This is a genomic window from Blattabacterium punctulatus (genome assembly GCF_003226695.1).
Taxonomy (GTDB): Bacteria; Bacteroidota; Bacteroidia; order Flavobacteriales; family Blattabacteriaceae; genus Blattabacterium; species Blattabacterium punctulatus.
Genome location: NZ_CP029808.1, coordinates 1 through 19,761, shown reverse-complemented (window position 1 = coordinate 19,761; position 19,761 = coordinate 1). Strand labels below are relative to the sequence as shown.

15 protein-coding genes and 1 other RNA gene are annotated in these 19,761 nt (G+C 24.4%); 5 read left to right on the top strand and 11 right to left on the bottom strand.

Annotated features, from left to right (window positions below):
- Together DM780_RS00080 and DM780_RS00075 are read right to left on the bottom strand one after the other, a co-directional pair.
- Nucleotides 1-747 (bottom strand): pyridoxine 5'-phosphate synthase, encoded by a 747-nt coding sequence (locus DM780_RS00080; protein WP_110548487.1) that lies wholly within the window; start codon nucleotides 745-747, stop codon nucleotides 1-3.
- Nucleotides 748-763: 16 nt separating this feature from the next.
- Complete coding sequence (locus DM780_RS00075) at nucleotides 764-2,023, bottom strand: mechanosensitive ion channel family protein (protein ID WP_110548933.1); 1,260 nt, start codon at nucleotides 2,021-2,023, stop codon at nucleotides 764-766.
- 199 nt (nucleotides 2,024-2,222) lie between these two features.
- Between DM780_RS00075 and nusA the strand changes: the two genes are divergently transcribed.
- Genes nusA through aspS form a run of 3 tightly spaced genes read left to right on the top strand, consistent with a single transcriptional unit; the run spans nucleotide 2,223 to nucleotide 7,894 of the window.
- Complete coding sequence (gene nusA / locus DM780_RS00070) at nucleotides 2,223-3,479, top strand: transcription termination factor NusA (RefSeq protein WP_110548486.1); 1,257 nt, start codon at nucleotides 2,223-2,225, stop codon at nucleotides 3,477-3,479.
- A gap of 40 nt (nucleotides 3,480-3,519) precedes the next feature.
- Entirely contained in the window at nucleotides 3,520-6,165 is a 2,646-nt protein-coding gene (infB, locus tag DM780_RS00065) for a translation initiation factor IF-2 (protein ID WP_110548485.1), read from the top strand.
- A gap of 1 nt (nucleotide 6,166) precedes the next feature.
- Entirely contained in the window at nucleotides 6,167-7,894 is a 1,728-nt protein-coding gene (aspS, locus tag DM780_RS00060) for an aspartate--tRNA ligase (protein ID WP_110548932.1), read from the top strand.
- 11 nt (nucleotides 7,895-7,905) lie between these two features.
- Here the strand turns inward: aspS and DM780_RS00055 are convergent, their stop codons facing one another.
- Nucleotides 7,906-8,397, bottom strand: coding sequence for an inorganic diphosphatase (locus DM780_RS00055; protein WP_110548484.1), 492 nt, complete (start codon nucleotides 8,395-8,397; stop codon nucleotides 7,906-7,908).
- Entirely contained in the window at nucleotides 8,394-9,602 is a 1,209-nt protein-coding gene (locus DM780_RS00050; RefSeq protein WP_110548483.1) for a dihydrolipoamide acetyltransferase family protein, read from the bottom strand. The genes DM780_RS00055 and DM780_RS00050 overlap by 4 nt, the downstream gene beginning before the upstream one ends.
- 70 nt (nucleotides 9,603-9,672) lie before the next feature.
- Between DM780_RS00050 and DM780_RS00045 the strand changes: the two genes are divergently transcribed.
- The gene (locus DM780_RS00045; RefSeq protein ID WP_110548482.1) at nucleotides 9,673-11,229 is read left to right on the top strand and encodes an NAD(P)H-hydrate dehydratase; all 1,557 of its coding nucleotides are present in this window, start codon (nucleotides 9,673-9,675) and stop codon (nucleotides 11,227-11,229) included.
- A gap of 4 nt (nucleotides 11,230-11,233) precedes the next feature.
- Here the strand turns inward: DM780_RS00045 and lnt are convergent, their stop codons facing one another.
- Nucleotides 11,234-12,922: an apolipoprotein N-acyltransferase gene (gene lnt / locus DM780_RS00040; protein WP_172540207.1), complete on the bottom strand. Its 1,689-nt coding sequence runs from the start codon at nucleotides 12,920-12,922 to the stop codon at nucleotides 11,234-11,236.
- A gap of 15 nt (nucleotides 12,923-12,937) precedes the next feature.
- Nucleotides 12,938-13,335: a transfer-messenger RNA gene (gene ssrA, locus DM780_RS00035) on the bottom strand.
- A 31-nt stretch (nucleotides 13,336-13,366) separates the two neighbouring features.
- Here ssrA and DM780_RS00030 point away from each other — a divergent pair.
- Nucleotides 13,367-14,218 carry a YitT family protein gene (locus tag DM780_RS00030; protein WP_110548481.1) on the top strand — a complete coding sequence of 284 codons (852 nt, stop codon included), beginning with the start codon at nucleotides 13,367-13,369 and terminating at the stop codon, nucleotides 14,216-14,218.
- A 20-nt stretch (nucleotides 14,219-14,238) separates the two neighbouring features.
- Here DM780_RS00030 and rodA read toward each other — a convergent pair whose 3' ends face one another.
- Genes rodA through DM780_RS00005 form a run of 5 tightly spaced genes read right to left on the bottom strand, consistent with a single transcriptional unit; the run spans nucleotide 14,239 to nucleotide 19,761 of the window.
- Nucleotides 14,239-15,480, bottom strand: a complete 1,242-nt coding sequence (rodA, locus tag DM780_RS00025) for a rod shape-determining protein RodA (RefSeq protein WP_110548480.1) — start codon at nucleotides 15,478-15,480, stop codon at nucleotides 14,239-14,241.
- A complete protein-coding gene (gene mrdA / locus DM780_RS00020) occupies nucleotides 15,464-17,368 on the bottom strand; it encodes a penicillin-binding protein 2 (RefSeq protein WP_110548479.1) in 1,905 nt (634 codons plus the stop codon). Before mrdA ends, rodA begins: the two co-directional genes overlap by 17 nt.
- Nucleotides 17,365-17,880, bottom strand: coding sequence for a hypothetical protein (locus DM780_RS00015; RefSeq protein WP_110548478.1), 516 nt, complete (start codon nucleotides 17,878-17,880; stop codon nucleotides 17,365-17,367). The genes mrdA and DM780_RS00015 overlap by 4 nt, the downstream gene beginning before the upstream one ends.
- Nucleotides 17,877-18,704 carry a rod shape-determining protein MreC gene (gene mreC, locus DM780_RS00010; protein ID WP_110548477.1) on the bottom strand — a complete coding sequence of 276 codons (828 nt, stop codon included), beginning with the start codon at nucleotides 18,702-18,704 and terminating at the stop codon, nucleotides 17,877-17,879. The genes DM780_RS00015 and mreC overlap by 4 nt, the downstream gene beginning before the upstream one ends.
- A gap of 19 nt (nucleotides 18,705-18,723) precedes the next feature.
- Complete coding sequence (locus tag DM780_RS00005) at nucleotides 18,724-19,761, bottom strand: rod shape-determining protein (protein ID WP_110477312.1); 1,038 nt, start codon at nucleotides 19,759-19,761, stop codon at nucleotides 18,724-18,726.

The window sequence follows — 19,761 nt, the reverse complement described above, 5'->3', positions numbered from 1 at the left end:
TTACTCTATTATTGACTTTTTTTTACAAGATTTATAAATTTTTTTTAAATAAGTTTGAATTGTATTTTCTAATCCCATGTAAAGAGAATCACTAATCAAAGAATGACCTATAGATACTTCTTCTATATTTGGAATTTTTTCAATTAGAAAAGAAATATTTTCTAAATTTAAATCATGTCCAGCATTCACTGATAAATGATAATTCATAGCTTTTTTTGCTGTAATAATATAAGGATGAATACAATTCCATTTTTTATTGGCGTATCCTATCGAAAAATTTTCAGTATATAACTCTATTCTATCAGTACCTGTATTAGCCGCATATGGAACTAATTTTGGATTTGGATCTAAAAATATAGAAGTACGAATTCCATGATCTTTCAACTTATTAATTTTTTCAGTTAATAAATCTTGATAAAAAATTGTATTCCAGCCAGAATTTGATGTTATTACATTTTCTAAATCAGGTACTAATGTCACTTGATTTGGCAAAATATCCAATACTAATTTCATGAATTTTTTATTGATAGGATTTCCTTCAATGTTTAATTCAGTTGTAATAATAGATTTTATATCATAAACATCCTTATAGGATATATGCCTTTCATCAGGACGTGGATGAATAGTAATCCCATTAGCACCAAATTTCTGAATATCTATCGCAACTTGTAAAACATTGGGGATGTCCCCCCCTCTTGAATTTCTTAATGTTGCTATTTTATTTAAATTAACACTTAATTTTACCATATTTTTATCGTTTTAATTAAGGAGAAATATTTGTAGTTACTTGTGTAATTTTTAAGCTAAATTCTTTAGCAGCTGTTAATAAATGATCAAAAACACTAGCTTGTATTTGTTCATATTTTACAGATTCAGAAGTATTCGTAAAACAATATAATTCTACCGGAAGACCATAAGGTGTAGGATTCAAGTGTCTAACCATCAAAGTTTCTGATTGAGATATTTTAGGGTGTTGATGTAAATAAGATAATGCATATTGACGAAATAGACCAATGTTAGTTAATTTTCTTCCATTAATATCTATATTAAGATCAATATTTTTATCTTTATTAAAAATTTCTATTTCTTTTTGTTTTCTATGAATATAATTTTTTATCAAATAAAAATGTTGGAATTTTTCTAAACTTTCTGAATTACAAAACTGAAATGATTGTATACTAAATAAAATAGATCTTTTTATTCTACGTATATTTTTTTTACGCATTACCTCAAAATTAGTTACTGCAGTAGATATAAGATCATAAGTAGGCACACTTGTAATAGTTTTATCAAAATTTTCTATTTTTGCAGAAGTTAAATTTATTTCTATTACAGTACCTTCTATACTATATTTATGTATTCCTATCCAATCTCCTACTTTGATCATTTTAGTAGATGCCATCTGGACTCCAGATACAAATCCTAAAATTGTATCCCTAAAAACTAGTATAACAATAGCAGTTATTGCTCCTAAACTAGTAAGAACAGTAATAAGATCATTTTTTGTTAAAATAGAAATGATTATCAAAACACAAAACATAACCGATATTATTTTTAATAATTGTGAAAAAGAACGGACTGCAATGGTTTGATGACTATTTTCACTAGTAGAAATTCTCATAATTGAATTAACTACTCTAATCAAAAATTGTAAAATTATCAATACAAATAATATATCAAATATTTTTTCTAGATATAGAATAATTTTAGGATAGTTTTTAAAAACTGGGTTGATTAAAATAAATCCAATTGATAATGGAAAAAAATGTGCTAAACTATCAAAAACTTTATTTTCATATAATATATTATCCCAAACAAAGTGAGTAGAACTTATAATTCTTCTACCTATAAAACGAACTACCTTATTAAAAATAAATTCCAAAATAATTAATAAACCAGTAAATAAAAATATTTTACCAATTATTATAAAAGCTATACTACCCCATTTCTTTAAAAAAAAATTGTTAGTAAATTCATAAAAAATCCATTTATATTGAATATTAAATATTTCTAATATTTCCATAATAATTTTTAAAAAATATAGATCAATCTCTCTATTATTCAAATTAACTTTTAGTATTATAAGTTATTTTCAATAAATTTTATCCTTTCTTGGTATATTGAATAATATAATAGATATTGAATAATATAATAGATATTGAATTACGTTATATAAAGATAAAAGATAAAAAATTTTGATTTAAGTTTTAAATTTAAAAATTATGGATAATGAAGCTTTAATAGATTCTTTTTCAGATTTTAAATATGAAAAAAACATAGATAGAGTAAGTTTAATGGCTATACTAGAAGAATCTATAAGATGTGTATTAAAAAAAAAATATGATTCTTCTAAAAATTATGATATTATTGTTAATCCAGATCAAGGAGATTTAGAAATTTGGAGAAATCGTATAGTAGTTAAAAATGGAACTGTAAAAGATCCCAATAAAGAAATAGAATTATCTACAGCACGTAAAATAGAAATGGATTTTGAAATCGGAGAAGAAGTCACCGAAAAAGTAGAATTGAAATCTATAGGGAGGAGAGCCATTTTATCTCTAAGACAAAATTTACTTTCAAAAGTCAATGAATATGATAATACTAATACCTATAAAAAAATTAAAAATAAAATAGGAGAAATTATTAATGTAGAAGTATATCATATTTTACCTAAACAAATTATAATGAAAGATGATGAACAAAATGAAATGGTTCTACCTAAACAAGAACAAATTCCCAATGATTTTTTTCGTAAAGGGGATCCTGTTAAAGTATTGGTAAAAAAAGTAGATTGGAAAGATAGTAAACCTTTTGCAGTTTTGACCAGAAAAGATGAGGCTTTTTTAGAAGAACTTTTTAAATTAGAAATTCCAGAAGTATCTGAAGGATTAATTACAGTTAAAAAAGTAGCACGTATTCCAGGAGAAAAAGCGAAAGTTTCCGTAGAATCTTATGATGATCGTATAGATCCGGTTGGAGCTTGTGTAGGAATGAAAGGATCTAGAATACATCCTATTGTTAGAGAATTAAAAAACGAAAATATAGATGTTATTAATTATACTACCAATATACAATTGTATATAACAAGAGCTTTAAGTCCAGCTAAAATTTCCATGATGGAAGTAAATGAAGAACAACAATATGTAAATGTATATGTAAAATTAGAAGAAATATCCAAAGCTATTGGTAGAGGTGGTCAAAATATCCGATTAGCCAGTCAATTAACTGGATATAAAATTCATATATTTAGAGATTTTCCTTATGAAGATGATGTAGAATTAACGGAATTTTCTGATGAAATAGAACCAAAAATTATTGAAAAATTTCATCAAGTTGGTTTAAATACCGCAAAATCTATTTTAAATTATAGAAATAACGATCTAAGTAAAAAAACTAATCTTGAAGAAAAAATTATCAAAAAAGTAATTTTTATTTTAAAAAAAGAATTTGAAGAGGAATTAAATAATATAAATACCTAATTTTTTATAGCTAAATAATTTTTATCTTTATTTTTATATTATGACTGATAAAATCAGATTAAAAAACGTATTGACTAAATTTAATATTTCCTTAAAAAGAGTTGTTAATTTTTTGAAAAAAAAAGGAATTGAAATAGAAAATAATCCTAATGCAAAAATAGAAGAAAAAATATACAAATTGATTGTACGAGAATTTAAAACTTATAAAGAAATCCGAGATGCTTCTGAAAAAGTTTTTTTGCAAAAAAAAATAGAAAAAGATAAAATAAAAAAAGAATTATTAAAATCAAAATATTCTCCTCAAATCATTCGTGCAAAATCAGAAAATTTAATTGTTTTTAAAAAAATAGGAAAAATAAATATAGATACACTAGAAAAAAAACATGGAAAAAAAGAATTTTTTACAGAAAAAAAAAAGGATTCTAATAATAGAATTAGAGAAATAAATAAAAAACCTGATTTTTTAAAATCCATTCATAATAAAGATAAAAAACCGGAACATATAGATACAATCTATCAAAAATTAGATGGAGTTATGTTAACAGGAGATAGGATTGATTTATCTCAATTTGAAAAAAAAAGAATAAGACTAGAAGATAAAATTAAAAAAAAACGAAAAAGAATTAAAAAAGAAATTTTTGTTGAAGATATGAAAAATATTCCTGTAAAGAAAAAACAGGAAAAAGAAAGAAAAATTTATTTTACTCATTCCTCTTCTTATAAAAAAATTGAAAAATCAAAAAATAAAAAAAATTCACAAAAATCTGGAATTACAAAAGATCAAATTGAAAAACAAATTAAAGAAACTTTAGAAAAAATTTCTTCGAAAGGGATAAAATCAAAAGCTTCAAAAATTAGAAAAGAAAAACGTCAATACAAAAAAGAAAAAAGAATTCTTCAAAATGAAATAGAAAATGAAAAACAAGAAAAAACGCTAAAAATAGCTGAATTTACAACTGTAAATGAATTATCATCTATGATGAATGTAAATGCAACAGATGTAATTATTTCTTGTATGTCTTTAGGAATTATGGTTACTATGAATCAACGATTAGATGCAGAAATAATAACACTAGTGACAGATGAATTTGGATATAATGTAGAATTTGTAGGATTAGATTTAGAAGAAATGATTCAAGATGATAAAGATTTAGAAGAAAATCTAAAAACTAGACCTCCTATTATTACTATAATGGGGCATGTAGATCATGGAAAAACCTCTTTATTGGATCATATTAGAAATACTAATGTAATTGCAGGTGAAGCTGGTGGAATTACTCAACATATAGCAGCTTATAGTGTAGAATGTGCTAATAATCAAAGTATTACTTTTTTAGATACTCCAGGTCATGAAGCATTTACAGCTATGCGTGCAAGAGGAGCACAAGTTACAGATATTGCGATTATAATTATTGCAGTAGATGATCAAGTCATGCCTCAAACAAAAGAAGCTATTAGTCATGCCCAAGCAGCTAATGTTCCTATGATATTTGTATTCAATAAAATGGATAAACCAAATGCAAAATCTGATAAAATTAGAGAACAATTAGCTAATTTAAATTTATTAGTAGAAGAATGGGGAGGAAAATATCCGTCTCAAGAAATATCCGCAAAATTAGGAACTGGAGTGGATAAATTATTGGAAAAAGTACTTTTATTATCAGAATTATTAGATTTAAAATCAAATCCAAATAAACCTGCTGTAGGTACAGTTATAGAAGCTTCTTTAGATAAAGGTAGAGGCTATATAACTACCATGCTTTTGCAAGGTGGAACATTAAAAGTAGGAGATTATGTATTAGCAGGAATTAATCATGGAAAAGTAAAAAATATTTTAGATGAACGTGGAAAATCTATTCATTCAGCAGGCCCTTCCAAACCCATTACTATATTAGGATTAAATGGTGCACCTACTGCTGGGGATAAATTTAAAGTTTTTAAAGATGAAAAATTAGCAAAACAATTAGCTTCAAGAAAAGTGCAATTACAAAGAGAACAAAATATACGATCTCAAAAACATTTAACATTAGATGAAATAGGAAGAAGGATTGCCTTAGGGGATTTTAAAGAATTAAAAATAATTCTTAAAGGTGATGTAGATGGCTCTGTAGAAGCTATTTCGGATGCATTACAAAAATTATCTACAAATACAATTATGGTTAATATTATCTATAAAGGAGTAGGACAAATTACAGAATCCGATGTATTATTGGCGAGTGCTTCAGATGCCGTTATAATAGGATTTAATGTTCGTCCAAATAATGGATCTAAAAATATAGCAAAAAAAGAAGATATAGAAATACGTATTTATTCAATTATATACAATATTATTAATGATATTCAAGAAGCTATGGATGGAATGTTATCTCCTGAAATAAGAGAAAAAATATTAGGAAATGCAGAAATAAGAGAAATTTTTAAAATTTCAAAAAATGGTAATATAGCTGGATGCATGGTAATAGAAGGAAAATTATTACGTCAAGGAAAAGTAAGATTAATTAGAGATGGAATAGTTATATTCCAAAATGGTGAATTGACTTCCTTAAAACGTTTTAAAGAAGATGTTAAAGAAGTATCTAAAGGATATGAATGTGGTTTAGGAATCAAAGATTATCATAATATTAGACATGGAGATATCGTTGAGGTTTATGAAGAATTATCTACTAATAATAATAAAAAAAGTTAATATGCTTTACCGAACACATAATTGCGGAGAATTATGTAAAAAAGATATTGGTAAAAAAGTGGTTTTATCTGGGTGGATTCAAAAAATAAGAAATTTAGGATCCTTAATTTTTATAGACATTAGAGATTATTTTGGAATAATACAACTTGTTTTTTCAAAAAATTTAATACAAAATAACTTTGATTTAGGAAAAGAATTTCTTATTAAAGTTAATGGAAAAGTAGTAAAAAAAAAATCTAAAAATTACAATATATCTACAGGAGAAATAGAAATTTTAGTTTTTAAATTAGAAATATTGAATCCATCTATTATCCCACCTTTTATTATAGAAGATAAAACAGATGGAGATGAAGAATGTCGTATGAAATATAGATATCTTGATATCCGAAGAAATCCTATAAAAAATAATTTGATACTTCGTCATAATATATCTATAGAAATACGAAATTTTCTTTCTAAAAATGGATTTATAGAGATAGAAACTCCTTTATTGATAAACCATACTCCAGAAGGAGCTAGAAGTTTTGTAGTCCCTTCTAGAATTCATTCCGGTAAATTTTATTCTTTACCTCAATCTCCTCAACTATTTAAACAATTATTGATGATAGGAGGAATAGATAAATATTTTCAAATTGTAAAATGTTTCCGAGATGAAGATTCTCGTTCTGATCGTCAAATTGAATTTACACAAATAGATTGTGAAATGTCCTTTGTAGAGGTTAATGAAATCCTTCTTTTTTTTGAATATTTTATTAAATATATATTCAAAAAAATAAAAAATATCCAATTAGAACCTTTTACTTGTATTACTTATTCTGACGCGATGACAAAATATGGAACTGAAACCCCTGACCTCCGTTTTGTAATAAAAATTTTGGATATAAATAATTTTATTCAAAAAAATGAATTTGAATATTTTCAAAAAAAAAAATTTATAATAGTGATTAACGTACTAAAATGTAGTCATTATACATATGATCAAATTTATTCAATAATAAAATCGATTAAAAAATCCAAAATAGAAGATAAAGAAATTTTTTGGGTAAAATTTTTTCCTGATAAAACATTTATTTATTCAAAAAAAAAATTATTTACTAGAGAAAATTTAGTGAAAATTATAAAAAATATAGATTCTAATCCTGGTGATTTATTATTTATTTTTTTTGAAAAAAAAATACAAACAAAAATAAAACTTAATAAATTACGTATAGATATATCCAATTGCTTAAATATTCTAAAAAATTATCAAATATTTAAACCTTTATGGATTATAGATTTACCACTTTTAGAATGGAATGAAAAATTACAAAGATATAGGTCTTTTCATCATCCTTTTACTAGTCCAAAAAAAGAAGATATACATTTATTGGAAAAATTTCCAGGTAATATTCGGTCCAAATCCTATGATTTAATTATTAATGGTGTGGAAATAGGTGGTGGATCTATACGTATTCATGATAAAAAAATACAAAATTTAATTTTCAAACATTTAGGATTATCCATAAAAGAAATAAAATCTGAATTTGGTTTTTTAATTAAAGCTCTTGAATATGGGGCCCCTCCTCATGGAGGGATTGCATTTGGATTAGATAGATTATTATCTGTTTTGGAAGGAAAAGGGAATATAAAAGATTTTATTGCTTTTCCAAAAAATAATTCTGGAAAAGATATTATGGTTAATTCTCCATCTTTTTTAAAAGAAAAAAAGTTAAAAGAATTGAATATATAAAAAAATATACATTAATTTTTATGATTTTTATATCTTAAATAAGATTCTTTATAAATAGAAATTGCTATATCTTTATTTTTCCAATCACCTATGATCACTTTCTTATTTTCTAAATCTTTATATACTAGAAAAAAATGTTCAATTTCTTTTTTAGCATGAAAAGAAATTTCATCAATATCGTTAATTATATTATAATTTGGATCTGAAATAGGAACAGAAATAATTTTTTCATCTTCTCCATTTTCATCAGTCATAAAAAAAATACCAATTGGTTTTACTCTGATCAAACATCCTGGAATAGTTGGTTCAGTTAAAAAAACTAAAACGTCTAATGGATCTCCATCTTTTGAAAGAGTTTTTGGAATAAAACCATAATCTGTCGGATAACTCATAGGTGAGTACAATACCCTATCTAATCGAATTAAATTATTTTTTTTATCAAATTCATATTTATTTCTACTTCCTTTAGGTATCTCGATAAATACATCAAAATTAATTTTCATATTATTGTTGTATAACATTGATATTCTTCTAAATATAAGGCCACTTTTTTAACAAATCCACCTCCGAGAACCCCATCTATTACACGATGATCATAAGAATGAGATAAATAAATCTTATGTCTTATTCCAATAAAATCTCCTTCTGGTTTTTCTATAACAGATAATTTTTTTTGTATTAATCCTATTCCCATAATAGCAACTTGAGGTTGATGTATAATAGGAGTTCCAAATAGATTTCCAAAACTGCCTATATTACTAATGGTATAGGTCCCTCCTTTAGTTTCTTCAGGTTTTAATTGATTAGATTTAGCTCTTTTTATTAAATTATTGATAATTTTTATTAATCCCCCCAAACTATAAGAATCTGCATTTTTAATCACAGGAACAATGATATTACCATTAGGTAATGCTATAGCTAATCCTATATGAATATTTCTTTTTTTTATAATATTAGTTCCATTGACAGATATATTGATCATAGGAAAATCTTTTATAGCTTTTACTACACATTCTACAAATATAGACATCAAAGTCAATTTTTCTCCTGTAGTTTTCTTAAAAATATCCTTTATTTTATCTCTCCATTTGACTATGTTTGTAACATCAGCTTCGACAAAAGATGTTACATGAGCAGATATTTTTTTACTAGTCACCATATGAGATGAAGTTATTTTACGAATTCTATCCATTTCTATTATGGTTTCGTTTTCATCTTCGTTATTATGCTGCTGATTATTATTGATGATACAATAAGTAGAAGATAAAATAGTATCATTTTTACTAACTATTTTTTTTTCTTTTTTATTTTTAATATATTTTATAATATCATTTTTATTAATTCTTCCATTTTTTCCAGTACCTTCTATAGATTCTAATTCTTCAAAACTAATCCCTTCTTTTTTAGCAATGGTACGTACAAAAGGGGAATAAAATCGTGTTTTATTTTCTAGATAAATTTCTTTATCTTCTATTTCTAAAATAGCTATAGAACTTCCTACTTTAGCTACTTCATTTGTAGAAAATAATTTTTTTTTCAATATTCCATTTACTGGAGAAGTAATTTCAGAATCTACTTTATCCGTAGAAATTTCCACTAATAAATCTTCTTTTTTTATATAATCTCCTTCTTTTTTTAACCAACGAATGATAGTAGCCTCAGCTATACTTTCACCCATGGATGGAAGAATTAAATTATACTCGGACATCTAAATTTATCGTTTTATATATATTATTTTTATTTTTGCTTAATCAAAAATAATAAATTCATTTCAAAAAATGAAAATTCTTTCGTTAAATCAAATTAAAAAAATAGATCAATATTGTATTGATAAAGAATCTATTTCTTCTATAGAATTAATAGAAAGATCTGCAAAAAGTTGTTTAACCTGGATTATTCATAATTATCATAATCTTCAAAAAGTTATATTATTAGCAGGAAATGGAAAAAATGGTGGAGATGGACTTTCCTTAGCAAGAATGTTATATCAACAATATGGTAGTAATACGGTAATAACTATATATATTCTTAATATTTCTAATCATTTTTCTCCAGAATTTATCATTAATAAAAATAAAATCCTAAAATATGGAGGAATAGAATTGAAAACTATTCATGAGGGAGAAGATTTTCCTATTTTTTTAGATAATGATAATAAAGATAGTCTACTTATTGATGCAATTTTTGGAATTGGATTGAATAGACCTATAAAAAAATATTGGAAATCTTTTTTTAATTATATTAATGAAAATAAATTTATATCCGTTATTTCTATAGATATTCCATCAGGCCTTTTTATGGAAAAAAATCAAAATAATTTTGAAGGAATTATAAAAGCTACTCATACATTAACTTTTCAAAGTCCTAAATTACCTTTTTTTTTATCAGATTATGCTAACTATATTGGAAAATGGCATTTATTAAATATTGGATATAAAAAATCCTATACAAATGAAATGTATGTAAATAATTTTTATATCGATGATATTTTTATTAAATCCATATATAAAAAAAGAAAAAAATTTTCTCATAAAGGGAACTATGGTCATGGACTACTTATTGGAGGATATCATGGAATGATTGGATCTATGGTACTTTCTTCAAAAGCAAGTTTTAGAATTGGTATTGGAAAATTGAGTGTATATGTACCACGTTGTGGATATCAAATTTTACAAATTCTCATACCAGAAGCTATTATAAATACAGATTCCGAAGATAAATTTATAAGTAATATCCCTCCTATTAATATTCATGTAAATGCGATAGGTATAGGAATGGGAATGGGAAAAAAAACTATAACTGCATATGCATTAGAATCTTTTTTTTTAAAAAATAAAAAGAATAAAATACCTATGGTCATAGATGCTGATGCAATCAATATATTATCTAATCGATTCAAAATAATAAATTTTATACCAGAAAAAACTATTTTTACTCCACATACAAAAGAATTTAGAAGATTATGTGGTCCATGGAAAAATGATTATCAAAAATTAAACTTATTAAAAAAATTTTCTAAAAAATATAAAATTTACATTGTATTAAAAGGTGCACATACAGTTATTTCAACTCCTAATGGAAATCTTTATTTTAATAGCACTGGAAATCCAGGAATGGCTACCGCAGGAAGTGGAGATGTATTAAGTGGAATAATTACGGGGTTATTAGCTCAAGGATATACCCCCAAACAATCTTGTATTATGGGGGTATACTTACATGGTTTAGCAGGAGATATAGCTTCAATAGAAAAAAATGAAGAATCTATAATGGCGGAAGATATTATAAATTATATAGGAGAATCTTATCAAAAAATCAAAATGTATAAAAAAGAATAAATATTCAAATCTTATTTTTTATATAAAAACGAAATATTGTTGTATAAATGAAAATTATTATTACTGTTAATAAACTTATCTTAGCAAGATAATCTCCATTTTTTGTATAAAAGGTCTTCTTTCTATTAATGATAACTTTATCGGATAATATTCCTTTTTTTCCATAAGGAATAGAAGAAATTATTTCTCCTTTTTCATTAATAAAACAAGATACTCCTGTGTTGGAAGATCTAGCTATATACTTTCTATTTTCAATTGCTCTAAGACGAGCATAATAAAGGTGTTGTTTGTATCCTTGTGATCTCCCCCACCATCCATCATTAGTTATTATTACTATAAAATCCGCATTATTTTTTTTAATAAATTTAGATACGTATTCTCCAAAAATAGATTCATAGCAAATGATAGGAACTACTTTAATTCCAAAATTAGGATGTATAAATATATCGGAAAAAGGATCTTTTGATTTTCCATGTTCCATTACACTTCCTCCAAAATTAAGTAAAATATCCCCTAATATAGGGAAAAGAATTTTTTTATAAGGAAAAGTTTCTACAGCTGGTACTAGTTTTGATTTATGATGAATTTTTGTATTTTCAGATCCCCCAATTTGAATTATAGAATTAAATAGATCCAACCATCGGATATTATTTTCATATTCCAAAAAAATGGGAGTAGAAGTTTTACTTCTATTCCATTTATGATATAAAGCATATAATTCTACTCCTGTAATAAATACGGTTTTTGGATAAAACCTACTGAGATAATTTCTAAATATTGAAATAGTTCTATCTTTTTCTATATTTTCCATAGAAATTTTTTTACCTTTTCCAGGTAAAACTGTTTCTGGAGCTATAATAAATGTTTTTTTTTTAAAAAATATTTTTTTATCCATTAATTTTTTCAATCGAAAAATTAATTTATCCGTAGAAATTTTATACTTTTGATAATATGGATCAATATTAGGTTGTAAAATGATGACTTCTACAGATCCATCATTTTTTTCTTCATATTTCAAGTATATATAGTTTGAAATAAAAATTAGTAAAAATATTTTTCCTACATTTATAAAAATTTTTTTGTATAAATTTAGTTGATTATTATTTTTTTGATATTCTATAATAGAATTCATTAATCCTATATTAACACTCCATATCCATATACTACCCCCTAAAGACCCCGTATATTCATACCATTGAATCCAATCTATATGATTAGAAAATCCATTTCCTAAATTTAACCAAGGCCAAGATAATTCCCATTCTAAATGCATTTTTTCAAATGATATCCATATACAAATTAAGAATAGATATCCTATCTTTTTATTGTCTACACTTTTTTTTATCCATGAATAAAAAATGAATACCATTGACATCAAAAAAGCATTAAAAAATACAGGAATTAAATAAGCTTCTATAGCAAAATCCCCATTAGGTCTCTTTGCATAAGATAACCACCATGTAGAAATAGCATTCCATATTAAAAAACTAAGAAAAGAAAATATAAAAATGAAAAAAATAATTTTTTTGGAATAGAAAAAAGAATTACTCAAACTTTCTTCTATGTATAATAAAGGAATAAAAGCTATGAATAAAAATAAGGGATTCCCATTAGTAGGCCATCCTAATCCCAATAAAATTCCAGAAAGTATACTATAGAAAAAAAATAATTTATAATGCCATTTAAAAATCAATTTTTTTTATATAAAAAGTGGAGCTGACGGGATTCGAACCCGTGTCCAAACAAGTATTATAAAGGAATTCTACATACTTATCCAAAGCTTATTTTTTCAGATTAAAATCGGACTTTGGATCCAAAATAAAATCCTAGATTACAAAATTATAATTAGAAAACTTGAGAATCATCCATTTTCTAATCCTTATATTTTGAGTACCTCTATATCAGAAACTATAAGAAAAATTACTGAGAGATATTTTACTTCTGTATCTTACAGATTAAGCTATAATGATATTTCATTAAGCAGCAAAAGCGTATTGTTTTTCGCCATTTATATATTTGTAACGCTTTATTTACGTGTAATACCTTACGTGACACGGTATGCTATCCTTCATAAATAATCTTGCTGTCTATTCCAAAATCAGCCCCTATTTATTTAATAATTTTAATCAAAAATATAATGAAATATACAAATTTTTTGAAAAATCTTAAATATATACTACAAATTTTTTTAGGAATAAATAGTGTTGCTTTTGGATTAGAAAGTTTTCTAATTCCAAATTCTTTTATAGATGGAGGAATAATGGGTATTTCTTTATTGTTAAATATGCTAACTCCATTAAAATTACAATTTTTATTAATTTTTTTGAATTTTCCTTTTATTATTTTAGGATATAAACATATAGGACATGATTTTGCTATCAAAACTCTTATTTCTATGTTTTTATTATCATTAATTTTAATAACTATTAATTTTCCAATTTTAACAAAAGATAAGATGTTAGCTTCTATTTTTGGAGGATTTTTTATAGGTTCAGGAATAGGATTAACTATTAGGGGGGGTGGAGTTTTAGATGGAACTGAAGTATTCGCTATTTATGTTAGTAGAAAAATAAGTTATTTTTCTGTAAGTGATATTATCATATTAATTAATATTTCCATTTTTTTAATATCTTCTTTTTATTTATCAATAGAATCCGCTTTTTATTCAATATTAAGTTATTTAGTAGCAGCTAAAACTATTGATTTTGTTATAGATGGAATAGAAGAATATACCAGTGTTACTATTATAACTGATAAATCAAAAAAAATACATCAGATGATTAAAAAACTGGGATTTGGAGTAACCATTTATAATGGAAAAAGTGGATATAATATGAAAAAATTGAATATTATATATACAATAGTCACTCGTTTAGAAATAAATAAACTTAAAATAGAAATAGAAAAAATAGATTCTAAAGCTTTTATTATTACACAAAATATTAAAAATACGCAAGGTGGTATGGTAAAAAAAAGACCTTTTCATTAATATGTATTTCATATTCTATTTTAGATTAAACTAGTTTGATCTGAAGAATCTAATCGAATAAAAATAAATAGTAAAACAGTAAAAGACCAAATAGAAGATCCTCCATAACTAAAAAATGGAAAAACAATTCCTATTGTTGGAAATAAACCCATAACCATTCCTAAATTTAGGATAATATGGATAAAAAAAATATTTCCTACAGAATATCCAAAAATTCTTCCAAAAATATCTTTTTGCCTTTCAGATAAAAAATAAATCCGACTAATAAACCATAAATAAAATATAATTAAAATAAAACTTCCTATGAATCCCCATTCTTCTCCTACAGTACAAAAAATATAATCTGTATGTTGTTCAGGAACAAATTTTCCTTTTGTAATAGTCCCTTTTTGATATCCTTTCCCAAAAAATTTTCCAGATCCAATAGCAGTTTTTGAATATAAAAGATTATATCCTATATTTTCTCTGTATTTTTTATCAAATTCGTTTTTAAATAGGATATTTATCCTATCTCTATGATGTTTTTTCAATAATTTTTTATAAAAAAATGGAGATACAAAAACAAAAGTAGAAAAAATTATAAAGAAAAAAATAGAAAATAATAAATCATTTATGGTTCTTTTTTTTTTAAAAAAAAGAATCAGTATAAAAATAAAAAAAAGAAAAAATACAATGATACAAGGTGAAATGTTTAACGAAAGAACGAATAAAAAAACTAAAAATAATAGATAAAATATAAAAATTACAGATAATCCTTCTCTATATAAAGTTAAAATAAATGAAGAAAAAATTATAGAAGTCCCTGGATCAGGTTGCAAAAATATTAATAATGTGGGTAATATTACTATTATAGATATATATAATAATGTATTTTTATTTTTTTGAATATTTTCTTGACTCATAATACGAGCTATCATCAAAGAAGTCGATATTTTAGATAATTCAGAAGGTTGAAAACTAATAGGACCAAAAACATACCAAGATTTTGATCCATTTATATTTTTACCAAAAAAAAATACGCCGATCAAAAGAAATAACGTAAATAAAAAAAAAAATGGAGAAAAATATTTATAATGTATTGGTTTAAATAAAAAAACTATAAATATGAAAATAAAACTCAATATAATCCATATAAACTGTTTTTCCGCTTTTTCATAAGAAACAGAACATAGGTTCATATATCCAAAAAAAATCATGAAAATATAAATTATTACAATCCACCAATCAATATTTACTAATAATGTTTTATTTCTTTTTATCAATAGAATATTTTGTATTTTTTTTATTATAACCTTTTATCTTTGCTATAGAATCGTATACTATTTTTAACCCTGAAGTCATTATTTTTTTCTCAAGATTTTTTCTATATACATTATTATTAATATATTTTTCTGCAATAAGACTAGCGATAGGTCCAGCCCAACGAGATCCAAATCCACCATTTTCTATTATAACTGAAATAGCTATTTTAGGATCTTCTACTGGAGCAAATAAAATAAAAATAGAGTGATCAGGAAGAGTAATAGTATTATGATTAATTTTAATAAAATTTTGTGCAGTTCCTGTTTTTCCAGCCATTCTAATATCTGAAGATTTAAAACTTTTTCCAGTTCCAATTGCAAAAACTTTTTCCATACCATGAATAATGTAATCAAAATACTTACTTTTTACTTTAGTATATTTAGCAAAAGTATAGTTTAAATTAGAAATAGGTTGATTATTAATATATTTTACAATATGTGGAGTATAAAAAAAACCTTTATTTGCTATAGCACAAACCATATTAGCTAATTGAATAGGAGTTACATTAATTTCTCCTTGTCCAATACTATTTGAAATAATAGTAAGAGCATTCCATTTGGAATATCCATATTTTTTATTGTAATAATCTCCAGATGGGATCATTCCTTTTTCTCCAGTAGCTAAATCATTATACAAATAATTTCCAAATCCAAAACTTTTAATAATTTCACACCATTCATTGACACTTTTCGTTATATTTTTTGGATATTTTTCAATTACACGTTTATAAACTTGTGCAAAGTAATTGTTACAAGATACAGCAACAGCAGTTTCTATCCCTATTGGAAATCTATGATACCCAGAATGACAATGAATTCTTTTTTTTCCAAACTTAAATCCATTATAGCATATAAAATGGGTTTTTGTATTTACTACACCCATTTGAAGACCTGCTAATTCTGTTAACAATTTAAATGGTGACGCGGGAGGATAACGTGCTTGTGTCGTTCTATCAAATAATGGATAATCTATTGTATTTTTAATTAATCTTTTAAATTCTTTAGAACGATGTATACCTACGAATAAATTAGGATTATTAATTGGACTGGATACTAAAGATAATATTTCTCCATTTTTAGGATTAATAGCTACTATTCCACCCTTTTTTTGATACATTAATTGTTCTGCATATTTTTGTAGATTCCAATCGATAGTTAAAGAAATATCATTTCCACTAATAGATTTTATATTATTTTTTTTATTATTATAACTTTCTATAATACATCCATTTCTATCTTTAATCCAATATTTTATTCCTTTTTTTCCTCTTAATATTTTTTCATAAGATTTTTCTACTCCAGCCCATCCTATAAAATCTCCCATTTGATAATAATTCGATTCTTTATTAATATTTTTTTGATTGACCTCCCCTATATATCCTAAAATATTGGCGGAACTTTCTACTTTATAATCTCTAAGAGAACGTTTAGTCCAATCAAATCCTTTATATTTATAAAGTTTCTCTTGTATAGTAGCAAATTTTTCCTTTGAAATAAAAGGAAGAAAAACAGAAGGTAAATATTTAGAATAAGCTTTTGCTTTATTTAAATTTTTATGAAAAGTATCTTTTTTGATTCCTAGAAGATTACAGAATTCTATGATATTAAAATTTTCATCTATTAACATGGGGACTACTATTAATTCATAAATAGATTTATTAAATACTAATAAATTATTATTTCTATCAAAAATAGATCCCCTTTCAGGAATAATAATTTCTTGTTTTATAGATGTATTAAATGCATTTAAAATATACTTTTCAGTATATATTTGTAGATAAAATAATCTAATTATAAAAATTAAACCTATAGAACTTAATAAAATATAAAATATATGTAATTTTTTCAATTTTTAATTTTTCTAAAAAAAAAATATACCATACATAAAATTGTAGTAAAAATACTGCTAAATATAGTTTTCAATAAAATAATTTTACTAAAAAAAGAAACTTTAAATACTTCTAATATAAATAATGAAAAATGATGAGCAAAAACTAATGAAAATATATAAAGTATTTTTCGAATAAATGGTAATTCATAAATAGAAAAATCACTTCTTGTTAGAAAATTTTTTCCGTCAAAAAATTGAAGTAATTTTAATCTAAAAAAAGCAGAAAAAGTAGTAGAAAAAGCATGATCCCCTCCAGTGTTCATACAATTATCTATAATCCATCCAATTATAAAAGACAAACACAAAAATATAGATTTATTTCCACGATATGGATATGTTAATACAAAAAGTATATAAATATAAGTATACCACCCAAAAAATATAGGATTCAATATCGATATTTGAATTAAACAAAGAGAAAAAATATAAAAAACATATATGAAAAATATTCTAATAAAAATAAAATTCATTGTTGATGTTCAACTTTATAAAGTTGAATATTATTCCATTCTTTTTTGAATAAATTTTTAACAACATAAGCATTTTCTATAGTAGAAAAATTTTCAAAAAGTTTTACTTTTATTACATAATTTGCATATTTTTCATCGAATTTATAACAAGTAACTCTCCCAATCGGTATTCCTTCAGGAAAAGTTGAAGATTTTCCATCTGTTTCTACTATTTCTCCTTTATAAAAAATAGAATGCCTAGGAATATCGTATAAAACAATATATTCATGGTCAATCCCATCCCAACTTACCGTTCCAAAATATTTATTTTTTCTTAATCTAGCATTAACTTTAATTTTTGGATTCAAAAGAGAAATAGCTATACTGAAATGTGGTGAAGTTTTTATAATTATTCCAGCTATTCCATAAGATAATATTATCCCCATATCTGTTTTAATTCCATCTAAACTTCCTTTATTAATAGTTATATAATTATCCTGTTCATATATACTATTATTTATAATTTTTACAGGGGTATAAATATATTGTTGTAAATAATCGATATTTTTTTTTTTAAAATCTTTAGTAATTTTTTTTATTTTCGAGGATATAAGAAAATGACGTAATTTTGCATTTTCATTTATAAGTTTTTCATTTTCAATATCTAGAAAAAAATAACGACGTAATCTATAAATAGATTCATAAATATTTCCAATAATAAAATTAGAAGAACCAGTATCAATATTTTGATGAAAATTTTTTTTTGAAAAAGAGAGAAAAAGTGCTGTAGATTCTAATAAAATAAATAAAATACAAAAACGCCATTTTAAAAAAAAATCACGCATAATAATATTCTATATTTCATTATTTCATTAAAAATGTAAATTTATCAATATTTTTCAAAGCTACACCTGTTCCTTTTACTACCGCTCTCAAAGGATCTTCTACTAATGAAACAGAAAGTCCAGTTTTTTTAGATATTCTTTTATCTAAACCTCTTAAAAGAGACCCACCACCAGCCATATATATACCCGTTTTATAAATATCTGCAGCAAGTTCTGGTGGAGTACTAGAAAGAGTCTCCATAACTGCATCTTCAATACGTAAAATAGATTTATCAAGAGCAGGAATAGTTTCTTTATAAGAAAGATTCATTTCTTTAGGTTTTCCTGTAGGTAAATCTCTTCCTTGTATACGAATATTTTCTGGGGGATTATCAATAGATTCTGCAGCTGCTCCAATGTCTATTTTAATTTTTTCTGCCGTTCTTTCTCCAATATATAAATTATATTTAGTTCTAAGAAAATAAGCTATATCATTAGTGAAAACATCTCCAGCAATTTTAATAGATTTTTGGCAAACAATTCCACCTAAAGCTATTACTCCACATTCTGTAGTCCCACCACCAATATCAATAATCATATTCCCTTCAGCTTTAGTTACCGATATTCCAGAACCAATTGCGGCTGCCATGGGTTCTTCAATTAAATATACTTCTTTTGCATTAAGATGTTGGGCCGAATCTTTTACGGCTCTTTTTTCTACTTCTGTTATTCCGGATGGTATACAGATAACCATAGTTAATGATGGAGTAAAAAATTTTTTATTGATACCAGGAACTTTTTTTATGAATTCTCTTATCATAAGTTCGGCAACTTGATAATCTGCAATAACTCCATCTTTTAATGGTTTATATATTTTAATATTATCATGTGTTTTTCCTTGCATTTTTTTTGCTTCTTCTCCTACAGCTAATACTTTTTTAGTTCTAACATCTATAGCAATTATTGAAGGTAAATCTACAATAACCTTATTATTATGCATGATAAGAGTATTTGCAGTACCTAGATCTATAGCTATTTCTTGATTAAATAAATTATTTATCAAATCAACTAAACCCAT